This window comes from Christiangramia echinicola DSM 19838, from assembly GCF_000423065.1.
Classification (GTDB): domain Bacteria; phylum Bacteroidota; class Bacteroidia; order Flavobacteriales; family Flavobacteriaceae; genus Christiangramia; species Christiangramia echinicola.
Window position 1 is genome coordinate 720,363 of record NZ_AUHG01000011.1, and the last position, 14,398, is coordinate 734,760.

General features: G+C 38.0%; 10 protein-coding genes. 7 read left to right on the top strand and 3 right to left on the bottom strand.

Features of this window, described 5'->3' with window-relative positions; genetic code table 11:
* Both G530_RS0108405 and G530_RS0108410 read right to left on the bottom strand, forming a co-directional pair.
* On the bottom strand, positions 1-1,263 hold the full coding sequence (locus tag G530_RS0108405; protein ID WP_026934112.1) for an NRAMP family divalent metal transporter: 1,263 nt from the start codon (positions 1,261-1,263) through the stop codon (positions 1-3).
* A 93-nt stretch (positions 1,264-1,356) separates the two neighbouring features.
* Positions 1,357-1,992 carry an alpha/beta hydrolase gene (locus G530_RS0108410; protein ID WP_026934113.1) on the bottom strand — a complete coding sequence of 212 codons (636 nt, stop codon included), beginning with the start codon at positions 1,990-1,992 and terminating at the stop codon, positions 1,357-1,359.
* A 388-nt stretch (positions 1,993-2,380) separates the two neighbouring features.
* Here G530_RS0108410 and G530_RS17925 point away from each other — a divergent pair, with 388 nt between their 5' ends.
* From G530_RS17925 to G530_RS0108440, 6 genes are all read left to right on the top strand, one after another.
* Positions 2,381-5,620 carry a thrombospondin type 3 repeat-containing protein gene (locus G530_RS17925; protein ID WP_084519433.1) on the top strand — a complete coding sequence of 1,080 codons (3,240 nt, stop codon included), beginning with the start codon at positions 2,381-2,383 and terminating at the stop codon, positions 5,618-5,620.
* 221 nt (positions 5,621-5,841) lie between these two features.
* The gene (locus G530_RS0108420) at positions 5,842-6,264 is read left to right on the top strand and encodes a PaaI family thioesterase (RefSeq protein ID WP_035716034.1); all 423 of its coding nucleotides are present in this window, start codon (positions 5,842-5,844) and stop codon (positions 6,262-6,264) included.
* Positions 6,261-7,403, top strand: a complete 1,143-nt coding sequence (locus G530_RS0108425; RefSeq protein ID WP_026934115.1) for a chorismate-binding protein — start codon at positions 6,261-6,263, stop codon at positions 7,401-7,403. The genes G530_RS0108420 and G530_RS0108425 overlap by 4 nt, the downstream gene beginning before the upstream one ends.
* Positions 7,404-7,453: 50 nt before the next feature.
* On the top strand, positions 7,454-9,187 hold the full coding sequence (gene menD / locus G530_RS0108430; RefSeq protein ID WP_026934116.1) for a 2-succinyl-5-enolpyruvyl-6-hydroxy-3-cyclohexene-1-carboxylic-acid synthase: 1,734 nt from the start codon (positions 7,454-7,456) through the stop codon (positions 9,185-9,187).
* A 62-nt stretch (positions 9,188-9,249) separates the two neighbouring features.
* Positions 9,250-9,594, top strand: coding sequence for a DUF2853 family protein (locus G530_RS0108435; protein WP_026934117.1), 345 nt, complete (start codon positions 9,250-9,252; stop codon positions 9,592-9,594).
* 99 nt (positions 9,595-9,693) lie between these two features.
* The gene (locus G530_RS0108440) at positions 9,694-10,530 is read left to right on the top strand and encodes a CvfB family protein (protein ID WP_026934118.1); all 837 of its coding nucleotides are present in this window, start codon (positions 9,694-9,696) and stop codon (positions 10,528-10,530) included.
* On the opposite strand, the gene G530_RS0108445 is transcribed toward G530_RS0108440, so the two are convergent.
* Positions 10,524-10,976: a hypothetical protein gene (locus G530_RS0108445; RefSeq protein ID WP_026934119.1), complete on the bottom strand. Its 453-nt coding sequence runs from the start codon at positions 10,974-10,976 to the stop codon at positions 10,524-10,526. The two genes, G530_RS0108440 and G530_RS0108445, sit on opposite strands and share 7 nt — an antisense overlap.
* A gap of 272 nt (positions 10,977-11,248) precedes the next feature.
* On the opposite strand from G530_RS0108445, the gene G530_RS0108450 reads away from it, so the two are divergent.
* The gene (locus G530_RS0108450; protein ID WP_026934120.1) at positions 11,249-14,389 is read left to right on the top strand and encodes a SusC/RagA family TonB-linked outer membrane protein; all 3,141 of its coding nucleotides are present in this window, start codon (positions 11,249-11,251) and stop codon (positions 14,387-14,389) included.
* Positions 14,390-14,398: the final 9 nt, after the last annotated feature.

The following is a 14,398-nucleotide window of genomic DNA, read 5'->3' on the forward strand; positions in this document are numbered from 1 at the left end:
TTAAATGAACCAGGTAGTTATATATGCCAGGTTGAATAGAATTAATACTCCCAGACAAATAATACTGAAAATCCTATACTTTTTTCCAGGTCTGTCTTCTATTTTCATCTGATCGCTGGTCACTAACTTATAATTGAACCAGGCGAGAACAGGTGCCGAAAGAAAAGATAGGGCAGTAGCAAAATCGATTAAAACAGTAAATGAGGCTGTGAAAAAATATAGAATTAATAGCGATAGAATTGGAATGATAAATACATTTAACCTGTAATTTTTCCATTTCTGTTCCTTTGTCCATTGCGGTTTTTCTTCAGCAAAAATTTCTGAAATAACCCTGGGGATGGCATCGGTAACGGCAAGAGTTGTAGAGAGCATGGCGATTAAAGCGGCTACGGCAACTATTGGTTTGCTCCAGTCACCCAGGGTCTTTCCATAAAGGTCCACGAGTTGTCCGGAGAACTCTACCCCGTTACCTGAAAAGCCAATGCCACTTCCAAACATAATCAAAGCTCCCATAAGAAAGAATAAAAGTCCGATAACTGCGGCAGCGAGATAACCAATATTAAAATCGAAAAAAGCCTCCTTTAAAGAGGTACTCCTTTTATTACTCAGGGCTTTTTCTTTGGTCCAGATGGAGTGCCAAACCGAAGCGTCCAGAGGTATAGGCATCCAACCCATAAATGAAATAATAAATGCGATACCTACTTTGTTCCAGACATCGGGTGTTTCAACTGCCATAGCAGTTTCCAGTCTGCCTTCTCCAAAGGCTAGAATTACCGCGGTGAGTGTTGCTAACCCTAGTAAACTCACTATAGCTTTCATCGTTTTATCCAGGGCGGGATATTTTCCTATAAGGAGCAGGGCTATGCAGAAACCAATTATTACAAAGCTCCAAGTAAAGGTTGACCAGCCCATTCCAAAAAGTCTTTCAGCGAGACCGGCAGTAACAATAGTAACGGCAGCCTCAACTATAAACATGCCACCAATCGTTATAATTATAAAGGTCCAGTAGGGGAGTTTGCCTAATTTTTTATATCCGGTTATGAGATGGTTCCCGGTTCCTGCAGCATAACGTGGGCCGAATTCCAGAAAGGGATATTTGGTTATACAGGCTATAATTAAAACCCATATTAATAAAAATCCATAGTCGGCTCCTGCTCGTGTAGCCTGGACCAAATGTGAGACTCCAATGGCGGCTCCGGCTAAAAGGAATCCGGGTCCTAGAGTCTTGAAAATAGAGGTTTTTCCGGAGGATTTTTTCTGCATTAAAATAAGGTTGTAATTAATTTGTCAAAGTGAATTTAATTCAGCTTCTAAGTAGAACCTGAGATATATTCAGGAGGACAAGTTAAAGTGAAATTAAGCAAATTTAGAGATCAATTCAGTATTTACTTCATGGCCGCCTTCAAAAGAGTAGATCTGAAGATTATTGGGGAATAATTCCTGTAATCGTTTTCCCTCTACTTTTACAATTCCAGATTTTAAGTATTCATCTTCAGTTCCGTATATAAAACTAAACTCAGTTTCATTGAGAAAATTAAAATCTTTCATGCTCAATTCCTGCGGAACTTTTCCGGAAAGCAGGATCAAATTTTTGCATTGAATCTGTCTTCTTGCAACGAATCTGGTAGCTACCGATACTCCCTGAGAATAACCAAGAATATTCAAATTTTGAATTTCAGATAAATTTTCAGCTTCAAAAACAGCATCAAGATAATTCAGCATATTTTCTATTTCAGCCTCCGTATTTTCTTTAGTTAGCCAGGAAGCACCTACGTGACGGTATTCTCCATTTAAATAATATTTGGATTGCGCCTGGGGAGCGATGATATAATTTTCTTCGGGATCCAGGTGTTTAAAATATTTCAGGAAGTACCTGCTCAAATAGCCAATTCCGTGAAATACAAGCCAGACCGTTTTTGTTTTATTTGTTTTTGAGTTCAGGGTTTCATAAGTGTTCAAAATCTGATACGAGACCGAAAATTCTTTTTTCATAAATGCTTTTTTAATTGATGCTCTTGCAAAACTAGCGATTAAATTTTCCAAGGTAAGCTCGAAAGGAAAATCAATGAGAACAGTTTAATTGATTCTCGAACAAAAAACATCTAACCTTCATGTGATCTTTCCGGATATTTATTCTATATCTAAGCGTTAAAATAATTTAGGGAATTCCCCTATAAATTTTATTGATTTCTTCTTTTAAATTTACTGTAATCTTTGAAGAAAAAGCCCTTCCCAAATCAGACAGACTTAAGACTTATCTCCTCCCTCTATGGTAACCCTATAACCCTACATTAAATTTCCCCCTACTAGATCTCGAATGCATTTTCCAGTTGAGAGGAAAAGTGTAGGATATATGTAATAACCAATAAACTTTTAAATTATGAAATTGTACGTAAAATGCATCACTATTCTAGTGATGTGCCTAATTCTGTTTTACTCTTGTAGCAAGGAAGATGATGCTGCTTTGATTGAAATAGATGAAAATGTAGGAGTAATCTCTTTAGGTCCTGTGCTTAACGATTTTGTCCAAAATAACTTAAGACAGACTACAGATGGTATTCCAACTTGTTCAGATGAAGTAGCTGCGTATGCTCAAATATCTTTATTTTATGGAGATGCAAATACGCCAATAGACTTGGTGGTTGAAATTCTTGAAGATGATAATGGTTTGTTTACTGCATATGATAAAGCTCTTGAAATACCAATACCACAGGGATCTAATTTTGTTACTGTAACACTAAATGAGTTTCTAGTATGGTCTAATGATTCTGGTGAACCAGGAGAAATAATTTGGGCTGCACCTAAGATTGATAGTGATTTTGAAGTATTCTCTGATAATCCGCTTCCATTTACCTGGGATCTTCGAGGTGGAACAAAAACCTATACCCATGTCGAAGTTTTATGTTTTGATAATAGGCTTGTAAACTTTTATGGCTATCAATTCTTCGATATAAATCCGGAAACTGTATATGAAGTCTGTTTTTTCGCGAACTACTGTAGTGAGTCCGGAAGGCACTATACAGCGAACTATAGTCTGGACCTTTATTACGGAACCGATGCTCAGGGTATTCCGTTGTATTCGGGTGAAGTTCCGGTAACGGGTGAAGATGGTGGATACTTTGCAGATCCTTTATGTCTGGCTATACCCGGACCTCAGAATGATGAGGCCGATGGCGATCCATATTTATATTATGAAGCCACTTTAGAGGACTGGGAAGGTAATTATGGAAGTGCGGACGGGCAGACTGTTTCCGGTACCTGGAGTTGGATTGACATTGAAAGTCTATTAAATGAAGATGGTGAAACCTCTGAATATTTCCATGCCTTTATAAATTGTGATGAAGACGATGGCGGAGGAGAACCTGTAGATTCTGATGGAGATGGAGCAGACGATGCGGAAGATAACTGTCCAGATACTGCTAATGAAGATCAGGCTGATACTGATGAAGATGGAGTAGGTGATGCCTGCGATAACTGTATGGAAACACCGAACGCTGAACAGACGGATACCGACCAGGATGGTATTGGAGATGCCTGTGATGACTCCGATTCAGATGGTGATGGCACCGATGATTCTGAAGATAATTGTCCTGATACCGCGAACGAAAATCAGGCTGATACAGATCAAGATGGCGTTGGAGATGCTTGTGATAATTGTCCTGATGATGCTAATCCAAACCAGGAAGATGCAGATGAAGACGGAATAGGCGATGCCTGTGAAGAGGTTGCTCCTGATGCCGATGAAGATGGTATACCAGATGCTGAAGATAATTGTCCAGATAACGCTAATGAAGATCAGGCTGATGAAGATGGTGACGGCGTAGGTAATGTTTGTGACAACTGTCCGAATGAAGCTAATGAAGACCAGGCAGATGAAGATGAAGATGGAGTAGGTGATGCCTGTGAAGAGGTTACTCCTGATGCCGATGAAGATGGTATACCAGATGCTGAAGATAATTGTCCAGATACCGCTAATGATGACCAGGCTGATGAAGATGGTGATGGAGTAGGTGATGTATGTGACAATTGTGTAGACACTGCTAATCCAGACCAGGCAGATACAGATGAAGACGGAGTAGGTGACGCCTGTGAAGCTGCACCGGATGGAGACGGAGACGGCACACCCGACTCCGAAGATAACTGTCCAAATGAAGCTAATCCCGACCAGGGAGATACCGATGGTGACGGTGTAGGTGATACTTGTGATAACTGTCCGGCTGAAGCCAATCCTAACCAGGAAGATTCTGATCAGGATGGAGTAGGAGATGCTTGTGAAAATAATGGTACTCCCGGAGATGGTGGTAATTTAATAAATGGCGAAAATCATTTCGGAGAGATTCCACTTGGAGACATAGATGAATGGACTTTTAACGCTGAGGCTGGAGATTTTATACAGCTTACTATGGTTGGAATTTCGGGTAATTTGAGTCCGCAGATTAGATTAATGTCACCCACAGGTGAGGTTATAGATGTTGTAGCTCCCGGTGGAGGTTCGGCTTCTCTAGTAGTGGAGAATGCACCTGAAAGCGGTGAGTATCGTGTTATAGTAGATGATTGGGGGACAAATGGCTCTGGTGAATATATTCTCCGTCTGGCCCAAACACCGAATAGTTACATTGTACCTATTGACGATCAAGGAGGACCTCTCACAAACGGGGATAATCATTTAGGAAGCATTCCTTATGGCGATATCGACCAATGGACATTTTCGGCGGAAGCAGGAGATTTTATACAGCTGAATATGGTTGGGGTTACGGGTAATTTGAGTCCCCATATTAGGCTCTTTGACCCTAGTGGAGATCAAGTGGATAGGATAGCCCCTGGTGGCGGTTCAGCATCACTTGTAGTAGTGAATGCTCCTACAAGCGGTGAGTATCGTGTTATAGTAGATGACTGGGGTACTAATGGATCTGGTGAATATAACCTACGTTTGGCTCAGACACCAAAAAGTTATATGGTACCCACTGAAGATGAAGGAGGAGCCCTCGCTAACGGGGATAATCATTTAGGAAACATACCTTATGGCGATATCGACCAATGGACCTTCGCGGCGGATGAAGGAGATTTTATTCAGTTGACCATGGTTGGTGTGTCGGGAAATTTGAGTCCGCAGATTCGTTTGTTTACACCGAATGGAACTGAAGTGGATAGATCAGCTCCCGGGGGCGGATCAGCTGCCTTGTATATTGTTAATGCTCCTGAAAGCGGCTCCTATCGTGTCATAGTAGATGACTGGGGTACTAATGGGGGAGGTGAATATGTCCTTCGATTGGCTCAAGTGCCTCAAGTTTTTGAGGTGCCTAATGGCGATGAAGGAGGAGAATTAACTAACAGTTCAAATCATTCAGGTGATATTCCATATGGAGACATAGACCAATGGACCTTGACAGCGGAAGCGGGCGATTTTATCCAATTGACAATGGCTACCACAACAGGTAACTTAAGTCCTCAAATTCGGTTGATGTCGCCATCCGGAGAAGTTGTGGACGTTGTGGCACCCGGGGGTGGGTCTGCCACTCTTGTAGTGGAGGATGCGTCAGAAACTGGTACATATCGAGTGATTGTGGATGACTGGGGTACCAACGGTTCGGGCAACTATATACTCACAACATCCTGGTGAAAATAGGCTCGTTTTGATAAATTAGAGAATATAAAATTTTGGTAGTTTAAAGCTATTAGTTTTGAATCAAAATTAAATCAGTTTCAAAACTCTTTTAAAGAAACTAATTCATTTTTTTTACATATGAAGAGAGCTGCTTATATGCGGCTCTCTTTAATTATCTATCTTGATATAATTTATGACAGTTTTGTACTTTTACAAAGTAACCAATCTTTTATATGATGACGAAGGAAGAAATGCTCGAGCTTTCTAAAAAAGTATGTAAAAATACTTTGATGGAAACTCTGGAAATTGAATTTACAGAAATAGGTGAAGACTATCTTATTGCAAAAATGCCGGTTAATTCCCGGGTACATCAACCCGATGGAGTTTTGCATGGCGGAGCTAGTGTAGCCCTTGCAGAAAGTGTTGGTAGCATGGCTAGTTATGTGTTCCTTGATACTGATAATTTCTTCGTAAGAGGAATCGAGATCACTGCAAATCACTTAAAAAGTATTAAAGAAGGTTGGGTTTTTGCTAAAGCTACTTTTATTCATAAAGGAATGACTACTCAGCTTTTTGAAATAAGAATTACCGATGAGGCTGCGAATTTGATCTCAATTGTGAAACTTACTACTATAGCCTTACCAAAGCAGGAGAAATGATAAATGCAAGAGAATTTTACGATAAGCTTAGAAGCCAGTTAGAAGAGGAAAGGCCTTTTGTTGCATATAGAAAACCTGGTTCTCAGTCTGTAAAAGCTTTACTCCAAACAGACTCAGAAATATACTATTCTAAAGATCTGTCTGAAAGTGGATTTGTATTTGCGCCTTTTAATTCTGAAGCAAATTCCTATATAATTCCGGTAGATAAGTCCGCAATATTGGAACATGAAAATATTGATGTAGATACTGTTGAAGTAGAAAACTCATTGAACGGTGTTGATTTTGAATACATGGAAGAAGACCAGAAAAGGCATGAAAATCTGGTACAAAAAGGAATTGACCATATAAAAGAAGGGGACTTTAAAAAGGTTGTGCTTTCCAGGTCTGAAAAAGTACAGGTGCTGGATCCAGATCCTATCAGAATTTTTAAGAGACTACTGTCCAGTTATTCTCATGCAATGGTATATGTATGGTTTCATCCGGAAACAGGGGTTTGGTTGGGAGCAACTCCAGAAACATTGCTAAAAGCAGAAAGGAATAAATTTAAGACCATGGCTCTAGCCGGCACTCAGTTATTTAAGGGGGAGACAGATGTAGAGTGGGAAACTAAGGAAGTCGAGGAACAACTTTTTGTGACCGATTATATTCTTGAGTCTTTAGAAAAACTACGGAATGTAGAAAATATTCAGGCCTCCAGGCCTTACTCTGCTAAAGCTGGAAATCTACTGCATATTTGTACAGATATTTCTGGCCATTTAAAAGATCCTGAATATCTAAAAGACCTGGTTAAGGCCTTGCATCCAACTCCTGCAGTTTGCGGATTACCTAAAGAGAAAGCGCTTAATTTTATTCTGGAAAATGAAGATCATTCTAGAGAATTTTATTCGGGTTACTTAGGCGAAGTCAACTTAAAAACTGAGCAAAAGCGAAATTCTAACAGGAGAAACCAGGAAAACCAGCAATTCACTTCTATTCTAAAACAAACCGATCTTTTTGTAAATCTTCGATGTATGAAATTAAAAGATGGCAATGCTACAATTTTTGTAGGAGGAGGCGTGACAAAAGGTTCGAATGCCGGGGATGAATGGATGGAAACGGTGAATAAATCACAGACCATGAAAGCTGTACTTGTTAAATAAGCTCAAAAACAGGTCTTAAAATTATTGGTAAATTGTAATTTTGGTCTTCTATGAAGTACTCAAAAATTCCAGTTGCCCGCTCTGTGGTTGCTTTATGCGTGGCAAAAGATATAAAACATGTCGTTATTTCTCCAGGGTCAAGAAATGCTCCGCTTACCATTGGTTTTACTCACCATGATGAAATTACTCCATATAGTATTGTTGATGAACGCTGCGCGGCCTTTTTTGCCCTGGGAATGGCTCAGCAATTAAAGAAACCAGTTGCACTTGTTTGTACTTCAGGTTCTGCTTTACTTAACTATTATCCGGCCATTGCTGAAGCATTTTATAGCGATATCCCTTTGGTGGTCATTTCTGCAGATAGACCTATAGAGCGAATAGATATTGGGGATGGGCAGACAATACGACAAAAGAATGTCTTTGAGAACCATATTTTATATTCAGCAAATCTGTATTCTGAACTGGTTCTGGAAAATGAAGCAATAGATCCAAAACTTCAGCAAAAGCAATTTGAAGCCCAAAAACATAATGAGAGAGAAGTAAACCTGGCCTTGAATAAGGCTATCGAAGAAAAAGGACCTGTACATATTAATGTCCCTTTTTATGAGCCGTTATATGATACTGTTGAAAATATTAAGGTAAATCCTTTACAGATCCTTCCAGAGATCAAAGAAAGGCATTATTCAAAAAATCAATTATCAAACTATGCAGAGGTATGGAATTCTGCGAAGCGTAAAATGGTAATTGTTGGTGTAGCCCAGCCAAATGCCGTTGAACAGAAATTTCTGGATAGCCTGGCTAATGATCCAAGTGTGATCGTATTAACCGAAACTACTTCTAATTTACATCAATCTGAATTTTTTACGAGGATTGATACGCTTATAGGACCCATTGAAAAGGATATAAATAAAGAAGAACTTTTCAGAAAATTACAGCCAGATTTGCTGCTGACTTTTGGAGGTATGATAGTTTCGAAAAAAATAAAAGCCTTTTTAAGGAATTACAATCCAGATCATCACTGGCATGTAGACTCAAAGAAGGCATATAATACTTTTTTCTGCCTGAATAAACATTTTGAAACTGATGTGAATTCATTTTTTTCAGAATTCTTTCCGCTTACAAAAAATACTCAGAGTGATTATGGAAAGTTCTGGAAGCAGGTAAAAAGCAAAAGACAAACCAGGCATGAAGAATATATGGCTGAGATCCCATATTCAGATCTTAAGGTCATGCAGCAAATTGTCCCACAAGTACCGGAAAATTCTATAGTACATTTCGGGAATAGCTCTAGCATTAGATATGCTCAGTTGTTTCAATGGGAACCTAGCTTAAAAACATATTGCAATCGTGGAACCAGCGGGATAGATGGTAGTGTTTCTACCGCAGTTGGTGCCGCAGTGAGCAGTCCCGAGACAGTTTTAATGATCACAGGCGACCTTAGTTTCTTTTACGATAGCAATGCATTGTGGAATGATCATATTCCTTCAAATTTCAGGATCATTGTCTTGAATAATAATGGAGGAGGGATATTCAGGATCTTACCCGGAAATAAGAATTCGGAAAACTTTGAAAAATTTTTCGAGACTACTCATAATATGAAGGCTAAGCCTATTTGTGATCTTTACAATTTCGAGTATTTTCAGGCAGATTCAGAAGAAACAGTTCAATCTTCCCTTGAAGGTTTCTTCAATAAATCTGATAGGCCTAAGCTTTTAGAGATTTTTACTCCTAGAAAATTGAATGATGAGGTATTACTTGAATATTTCAATTTTATGAAATCTTAAATAGTCTAACATTTGTCAGGAATTATTATATTGAAGGTGATTTAACCACATAAAATAAAATTATGAGTAAACTTGATGAAAAAGTAGGACAATACCTGGATGATCTAAAGTCTAAAGTAGGTGAAAAAAATCCCGACGTAGATCTGCTTCGTAAGATAGCTAAATCTATGGGTCCTAGTATTTACAATGCTGATGCTGAAACTGTTGCATCTTCCAGCGAATCTGAAGTAGATACCGTAAAGAAGAATTTTGTAATGAAAAAGTTAGGCGAAACCGATGAAAGTAAAGTAAATGAAGCTGTAAATCAGGTTTTGGAAAAATACGGCAAATCTAATCGCAACAAATATAGGGTAGTAATATACTATTTACTTACAAAGCATTTTGGAAAGGAAAACCTGTACAAATAATATTAATTTTTTAGAATTTCATCCGTTTATGGGATATTCCCTTAAACGGATTTTTTTATTTATGATTAAGACTATCTTTGTACGCTAAAGTTTTTATTTATGATCCAATTAGGAGAGTTCCATAATTTAATTATCATCAGAGAATCTAATCACGGTATTTATCTTGAAAATGATGAAGGTGATGAGGTGCTCCTGCCAAACAAGTATGTTCCTGAAACCTGGATGGTTTATGATAAGATAGAGGTCTTTGTATATCTGGATCATGAAGAAAGACCGGTAGCTACAACTTTAAAGCCTAAAATTAAGTTAGATCAATTCGGTAGTTTAACTTGTGTTGAAGTAAATAAATTTGGTGCCTTTTTAGATTGGGGACTTGAAAAACATCTTTTTGTTTCGTTTAAGGAGCAGGTTATCCCAATGCAACCGGGACATGAATATTTGGTATTCTGTTACCTGGATCTTGAAACAGGCAGATTAGCCGCGTCTTCTAAGGTTCATGCTTTTCTGGATAATGATGTATTAACTGTTGAGCCAAATGAGGAGGTAGATCTTCTGGTTAGCAATCAAACAGACCTGGGATATAATGTGATCGTTAATCAATTGCATTTAGGCCTTATTTACCATGATGAGGTTTTTAAACCATTAAAGATCGGTGATGCTGTCTCAGGCTTTATTAAAAGGATTCGGAAGGATAATAAGCTGGATATAATGTTGCAACGTCCGGGCTACCGTAGTATAGAGCCTAATTCTCAGAAAATCCTGGATAAATTGAAAATGGCTGGTGGTTTTATGGATATTTCAGATAAATCTAATCCAGAAGATATAAAGAGCAGACTCCAAATGAGTAAGAAGAGCTTTAAAAAGGCCGTTGGAAATCTTTATAAACAACGTCTAATTGACATTAAAGAAGACGGGATTCAACTAAAAGATCAGTAATCGTAACGATAGGGAGAGTATCGTCTCGAATTTAATCCACGTCGATTATAATTATTTATAAACGGACTGGGATAATAAGGATTTAGGAAAATATCATTGGCATCTCTGGCCCTGACATCTCCCGATATTTCAAATAATTTTTTCTCTTTTTCTTTTCTTTGCGGAAGAGGTGATCCCAGATCTACCTCTCGCTGTACTCGGTTTCTATTGGTTTGATCTATCACAGCCAACATGTCTATTTGGTCATTTTGAATGTGATTTTTTAAGTGTAGAAAAGAACCATCTGGAAGACTGAAGCGGGATTGTTCCTGCCATGAAAAACTGAATTCTCTCCAAGTATTCTCAATACCTCTATTACCAATCTCAAAATCTTCACGATCCCAATATTCCTGTGCGCTTACATTGGAAAAGGCAAACAGAGCAAGAAAGAGGTATAGCGGTTTCATTTTGTTTTTTCCTTAGTTAATCAAAGATTATGCAAAATTAAGCGATAATGCTTTTTTCATGGTTTTTATTTTAATAAAAGTTTCAAATCCTTCTTTATTGATTTGCTAAAAAACTGTTAAGAAGATTAAAAGAGTTATAAGTTAAAACATAAAAAATAATTACGTTTTTTATATTAAAAAGATGAAGGATTCTCTTAAAAATTAATATATAATTAACATTGCGTCATATTTTACATATATTTACTCTTCTTCTAAACCCAAAAAATTCAATTATGACAAAAAAAATCATCCTGTTTTTTATTGTCTTTTTTACCTCAAACTTTATAGTCCTGAGTGCTCAGGAAAATGAGGTTACAGGTGAAGTTAGAGACAATAATGGTGTGCCTATGATAGGTGTAACCATTCTCGTGAAGGGTACTAATACCGGGACAACCACTAATTTCGATGGTGAATATTCCATAAATGCCCCAGATGGGAGTACCTTGGTCTTTTCTTTCGTGGGATTCATTACCCAAGAAATGCCAGTTACAGATTCCACTATTAATGTTGCCATGAGAGAGGATCAAAATGCCTTGAGTGAAGTAGTGGTTACAGCGTTTGGAATAGAAAGGGAGACCCGTTCCCTTGGTTATTCTGTTACAAAGGTAGATGCAGAAGATATTAATTTAAATGGTAATACAAATGCCCTATCGGGACTACAGGGACGTGTTGCTGGTGTTCAGATCAATCAAACCTCGGGTTCTGCCGGTGGAGGTATAGATATTCTTATTCGTGGAATAACTTCTATAAATCCTCAAAGAGGAAATCAACCATTAATTGTAATAGATGGTTTGGCTTTAGATAATGATACTTTTTCTGGAGATGTAAGGCCTAGTGCAGGATCCAACTCTCCAAATAGTGCAGAACAATTCTCATTCACGAACAGGGCGGCAGATTTAAACCCTGAAGATATTGAGTCTTATAACGTACTAAAAGGTGCTGCGGCTACCGCACTTTATGGTGTAAGAGCGGCCAATGGAGCAATAATTATCACAACGAAGAAAGGAAAACAGGGTAAGGCTCAGATAAATGTTTCAGCCTCTACCACATTTAAAAGTATTGAAACAGTTCCTGAGCTTCAAACAACCTATCGTGAAGGTTTCAGTGGAGAGCCAAACACTTTGTATACTCCGGAAACTGAGACCGGATTTACCAGATTGGGTGGAACATCATTCTATTCATGGGGACCTAGATATTCTGAAGATTCAATAACCAGGGAAGATGGTCAGGTTGTAGATCTTTCTAATGATCAATTCTATAGTCCGTATGATCTCTTTAAAACAGGAGTTATTACTCAGGTAGATCTTAACCTGAGTGGAGCAACCGAGAAACTTAATTACTATTTTTCAGTAGGAAATGATAGCGAAGAAGGGGTTTTGCCAAATACTAATTATGATAAGACCAATTTAAGATTAAAGGCAGGTTACCAGGTGACAGATGATTTTAATATTAATACTTCGGTTAGTTATTCAAATTCTGGCGGTGCCAGGGGTAATGGAGGTGATAAATCTGTTTTTAGTTCACTGTCTTATTTTTCAGGTTCATTTCCAATAAACGATTATCAAAATGCAGACGGAACCCAGAGAAACTACTCTTTCGGGATTATCGATAACCCAAGGTATTTACTGGAAAAAAGCCCACTGATCGATGATGTGAACCGTTGGGTGGGAAATATTTCTTTAAACTGGTCTCCTATAGACTGGATGAATATTTCTTATGCCGCACAAGTTGACAATTACTCAGATAGAAGAAATCGTTTTGTAGCTCCAGACCTGGATGTTGGTACTCAGGTTGGAGGATTTATATTAGAACAGAATAATGATTTTCTAGGCCTTGAGTCTAACTTCCTCATCAATTTCGAAAAAGACTGGACAGAAGATTTTGGTTCATCTTTCACTATAGGAAATCAAATTTCAGATTCAAAACGTGATTATTCATTTGTTCGAGGAGAAACCCTAAATGTGCCTGGAATTAATGATTTAGCGAATACTATAAATACTTTTGGAGGAAAAACAATTACCCAGATTAGAAATATTGGGGTATTTGGAGAACTGAAACTAGATTACCGTAATGAATTGTTCTTAACGGTGACTGGAAGGAATGACTGGGTATCTACACTTCCTCAGGAAAATAGGTCATTTTTCTATCCATCGGTAAGTTTAGCTTATGATTTTCATAATTTAATAGATGAAGATAGCGAATTTCTAACCTTCAGTAAATTGAGAGCTTCCTGGGCCGAGGTAGGGAAAGGTCCGTTATTTGGACAAATAGGAAGTTATTATATTGCAGATCCAGCTTTTCCTTTTGGTGGAACAGGTGGGTATAGAGCCGATACTTCAATAGGTGATCCACTCATTGTACCAGAAAAAAACAGGTCTTTTGAAGTTGGTGCCGATCTTAGATTCTTTGAGAATCGTTTGAGATTTGACTATGCTTATTATAAAACGACGGTAGACAATCAGATATTTACCGTAGGGACAGCATATTCTACTGGATTATCTGGTATCGTAAGAAATGCGGGGGAGTTTGAATCATCAGGTCATGAATTACTAGCTTCTTATGATATCTTCAGGGAAGATGATTTTACCTGGGAGGCTTATATTAATTTTTCTACCAATAAAGGAGAAGTGGTTTCCTTACCAGAAGATATAGAATCTCTGGTATTTGCAGACGCAGGATTTGCAGGGGTAACTTCTGAGATCCGAGACGGGGATGAATTAGGTTCCTTATATGGATATACGTGGAGATATGAAAACGGCCAGCGTTATATTGATGAAAATGGATTACCTGTGGTTGAAACAGGTGCAGATGATCGTAAAAAGGTAGGAAACGCATTCCCAGACTTTATTGCGTCTATAGGAAACAGGGTGAATTATAGAGGATTTAATTTTGATTTCCTACTTGAATGGAAAGAAGGAGGGGATCTTTATGATTCTGGAAGAAGAAACTCATTGAGAAACGGAATTTTAGAAGTTACTGAATTTCGTAATGTAACAACCGTATTAGAAGGAGTCATGGATGATGGTAATGGTGGGTTTGTGCCTAACACACAGGAAGTTTTTATAGATCAAAATTACTACAGAAACTCTAACGCATATAATCGTGCATCAGAAATCCTTGTACAGGATGCCTCCTGGGTGAAGCTTCGAAATATCTCATTAGGATATGATTTTTCTGGTAATATTCTAGAGACATTGAACCTCGACAGACTTTCGATTAATGCAAGTGGAAGCAATATTTTGATCTGGACTCCTTATGATGGTTATGATCCCGAAGGAAATCAATACAGTGCGGGAAGTAATGTTTATGGTTTTGCCGGTTTGAGTACGCCTCTTACACAAAATTTTTCGCTAGGACTTAAATTAGGATTTTAAAAAATTGAA

Coding starts and splice junctions, on each gene's coding strand:
- G530_RS0108435 (WP_026934117.1), top strand. CDS start 9,250: ATGAGTAAACTTGATGAAAAAGTAGGACAATACCTGGATGATCTAAAG.
- G530_RS0108425 (WP_026934115.1), top strand. CDS start 6,261: ATGATAAATGCAAGAGAATTTTACGATAAGCTTAGAAGCCAGTTAGAA.
- G530_RS0108420 (WP_035716034.1), top strand. CDS start 5,842: ATGACGAAGGAAGAAATGCTCGAGCTTTCTAAAAAAGTATGTAAAAAT.
- G530_RS0108440 (WP_026934118.1), top strand. CDS start 9,694: ATGATCCAATTAGGAGAGTTCCATAATTTAATTATCATCAGAGAATCT.
- G530_RS0108445 (WP_026934119.1), bottom strand. CDS start 10,976: ATGAAACCGCTATACCTCTTTCTTGCTCTGTTTGCCTTTTCCAATGTA.
- G530_RS17925 (WP_084519433.1), top strand. CDS start 2,381: ATGAAATTGTACGTAAAATGCATCACTATTCTAGTGATGTGCCTAATT.
- G530_RS0108410 (WP_026934113.1), bottom strand. CDS start 1,992: ATGAAAAAAGAATTTTCGGTCTCGTATCAGATTTTGAACACTTATGAA.
- menD (WP_026934116.1), top strand. CDS start 7,454: ATGAAGTACTCAAAAATTCCAGTTGCCCGCTCTGTGGTTGCTTTATGC.
- G530_RS0108450 (WP_026934120.1), top strand. CDS start 11,249: ATGACAAAAAAAATCATCCTGTTTTTTATTGTCTTTTTTACCTCAAAC.
- G530_RS0108405 (WP_026934112.1), bottom strand. CDS start 1,263: ATGCAGAAAAAATCCTCCGGAAAAACCTCTATTTTCAAGACTCTAGGA.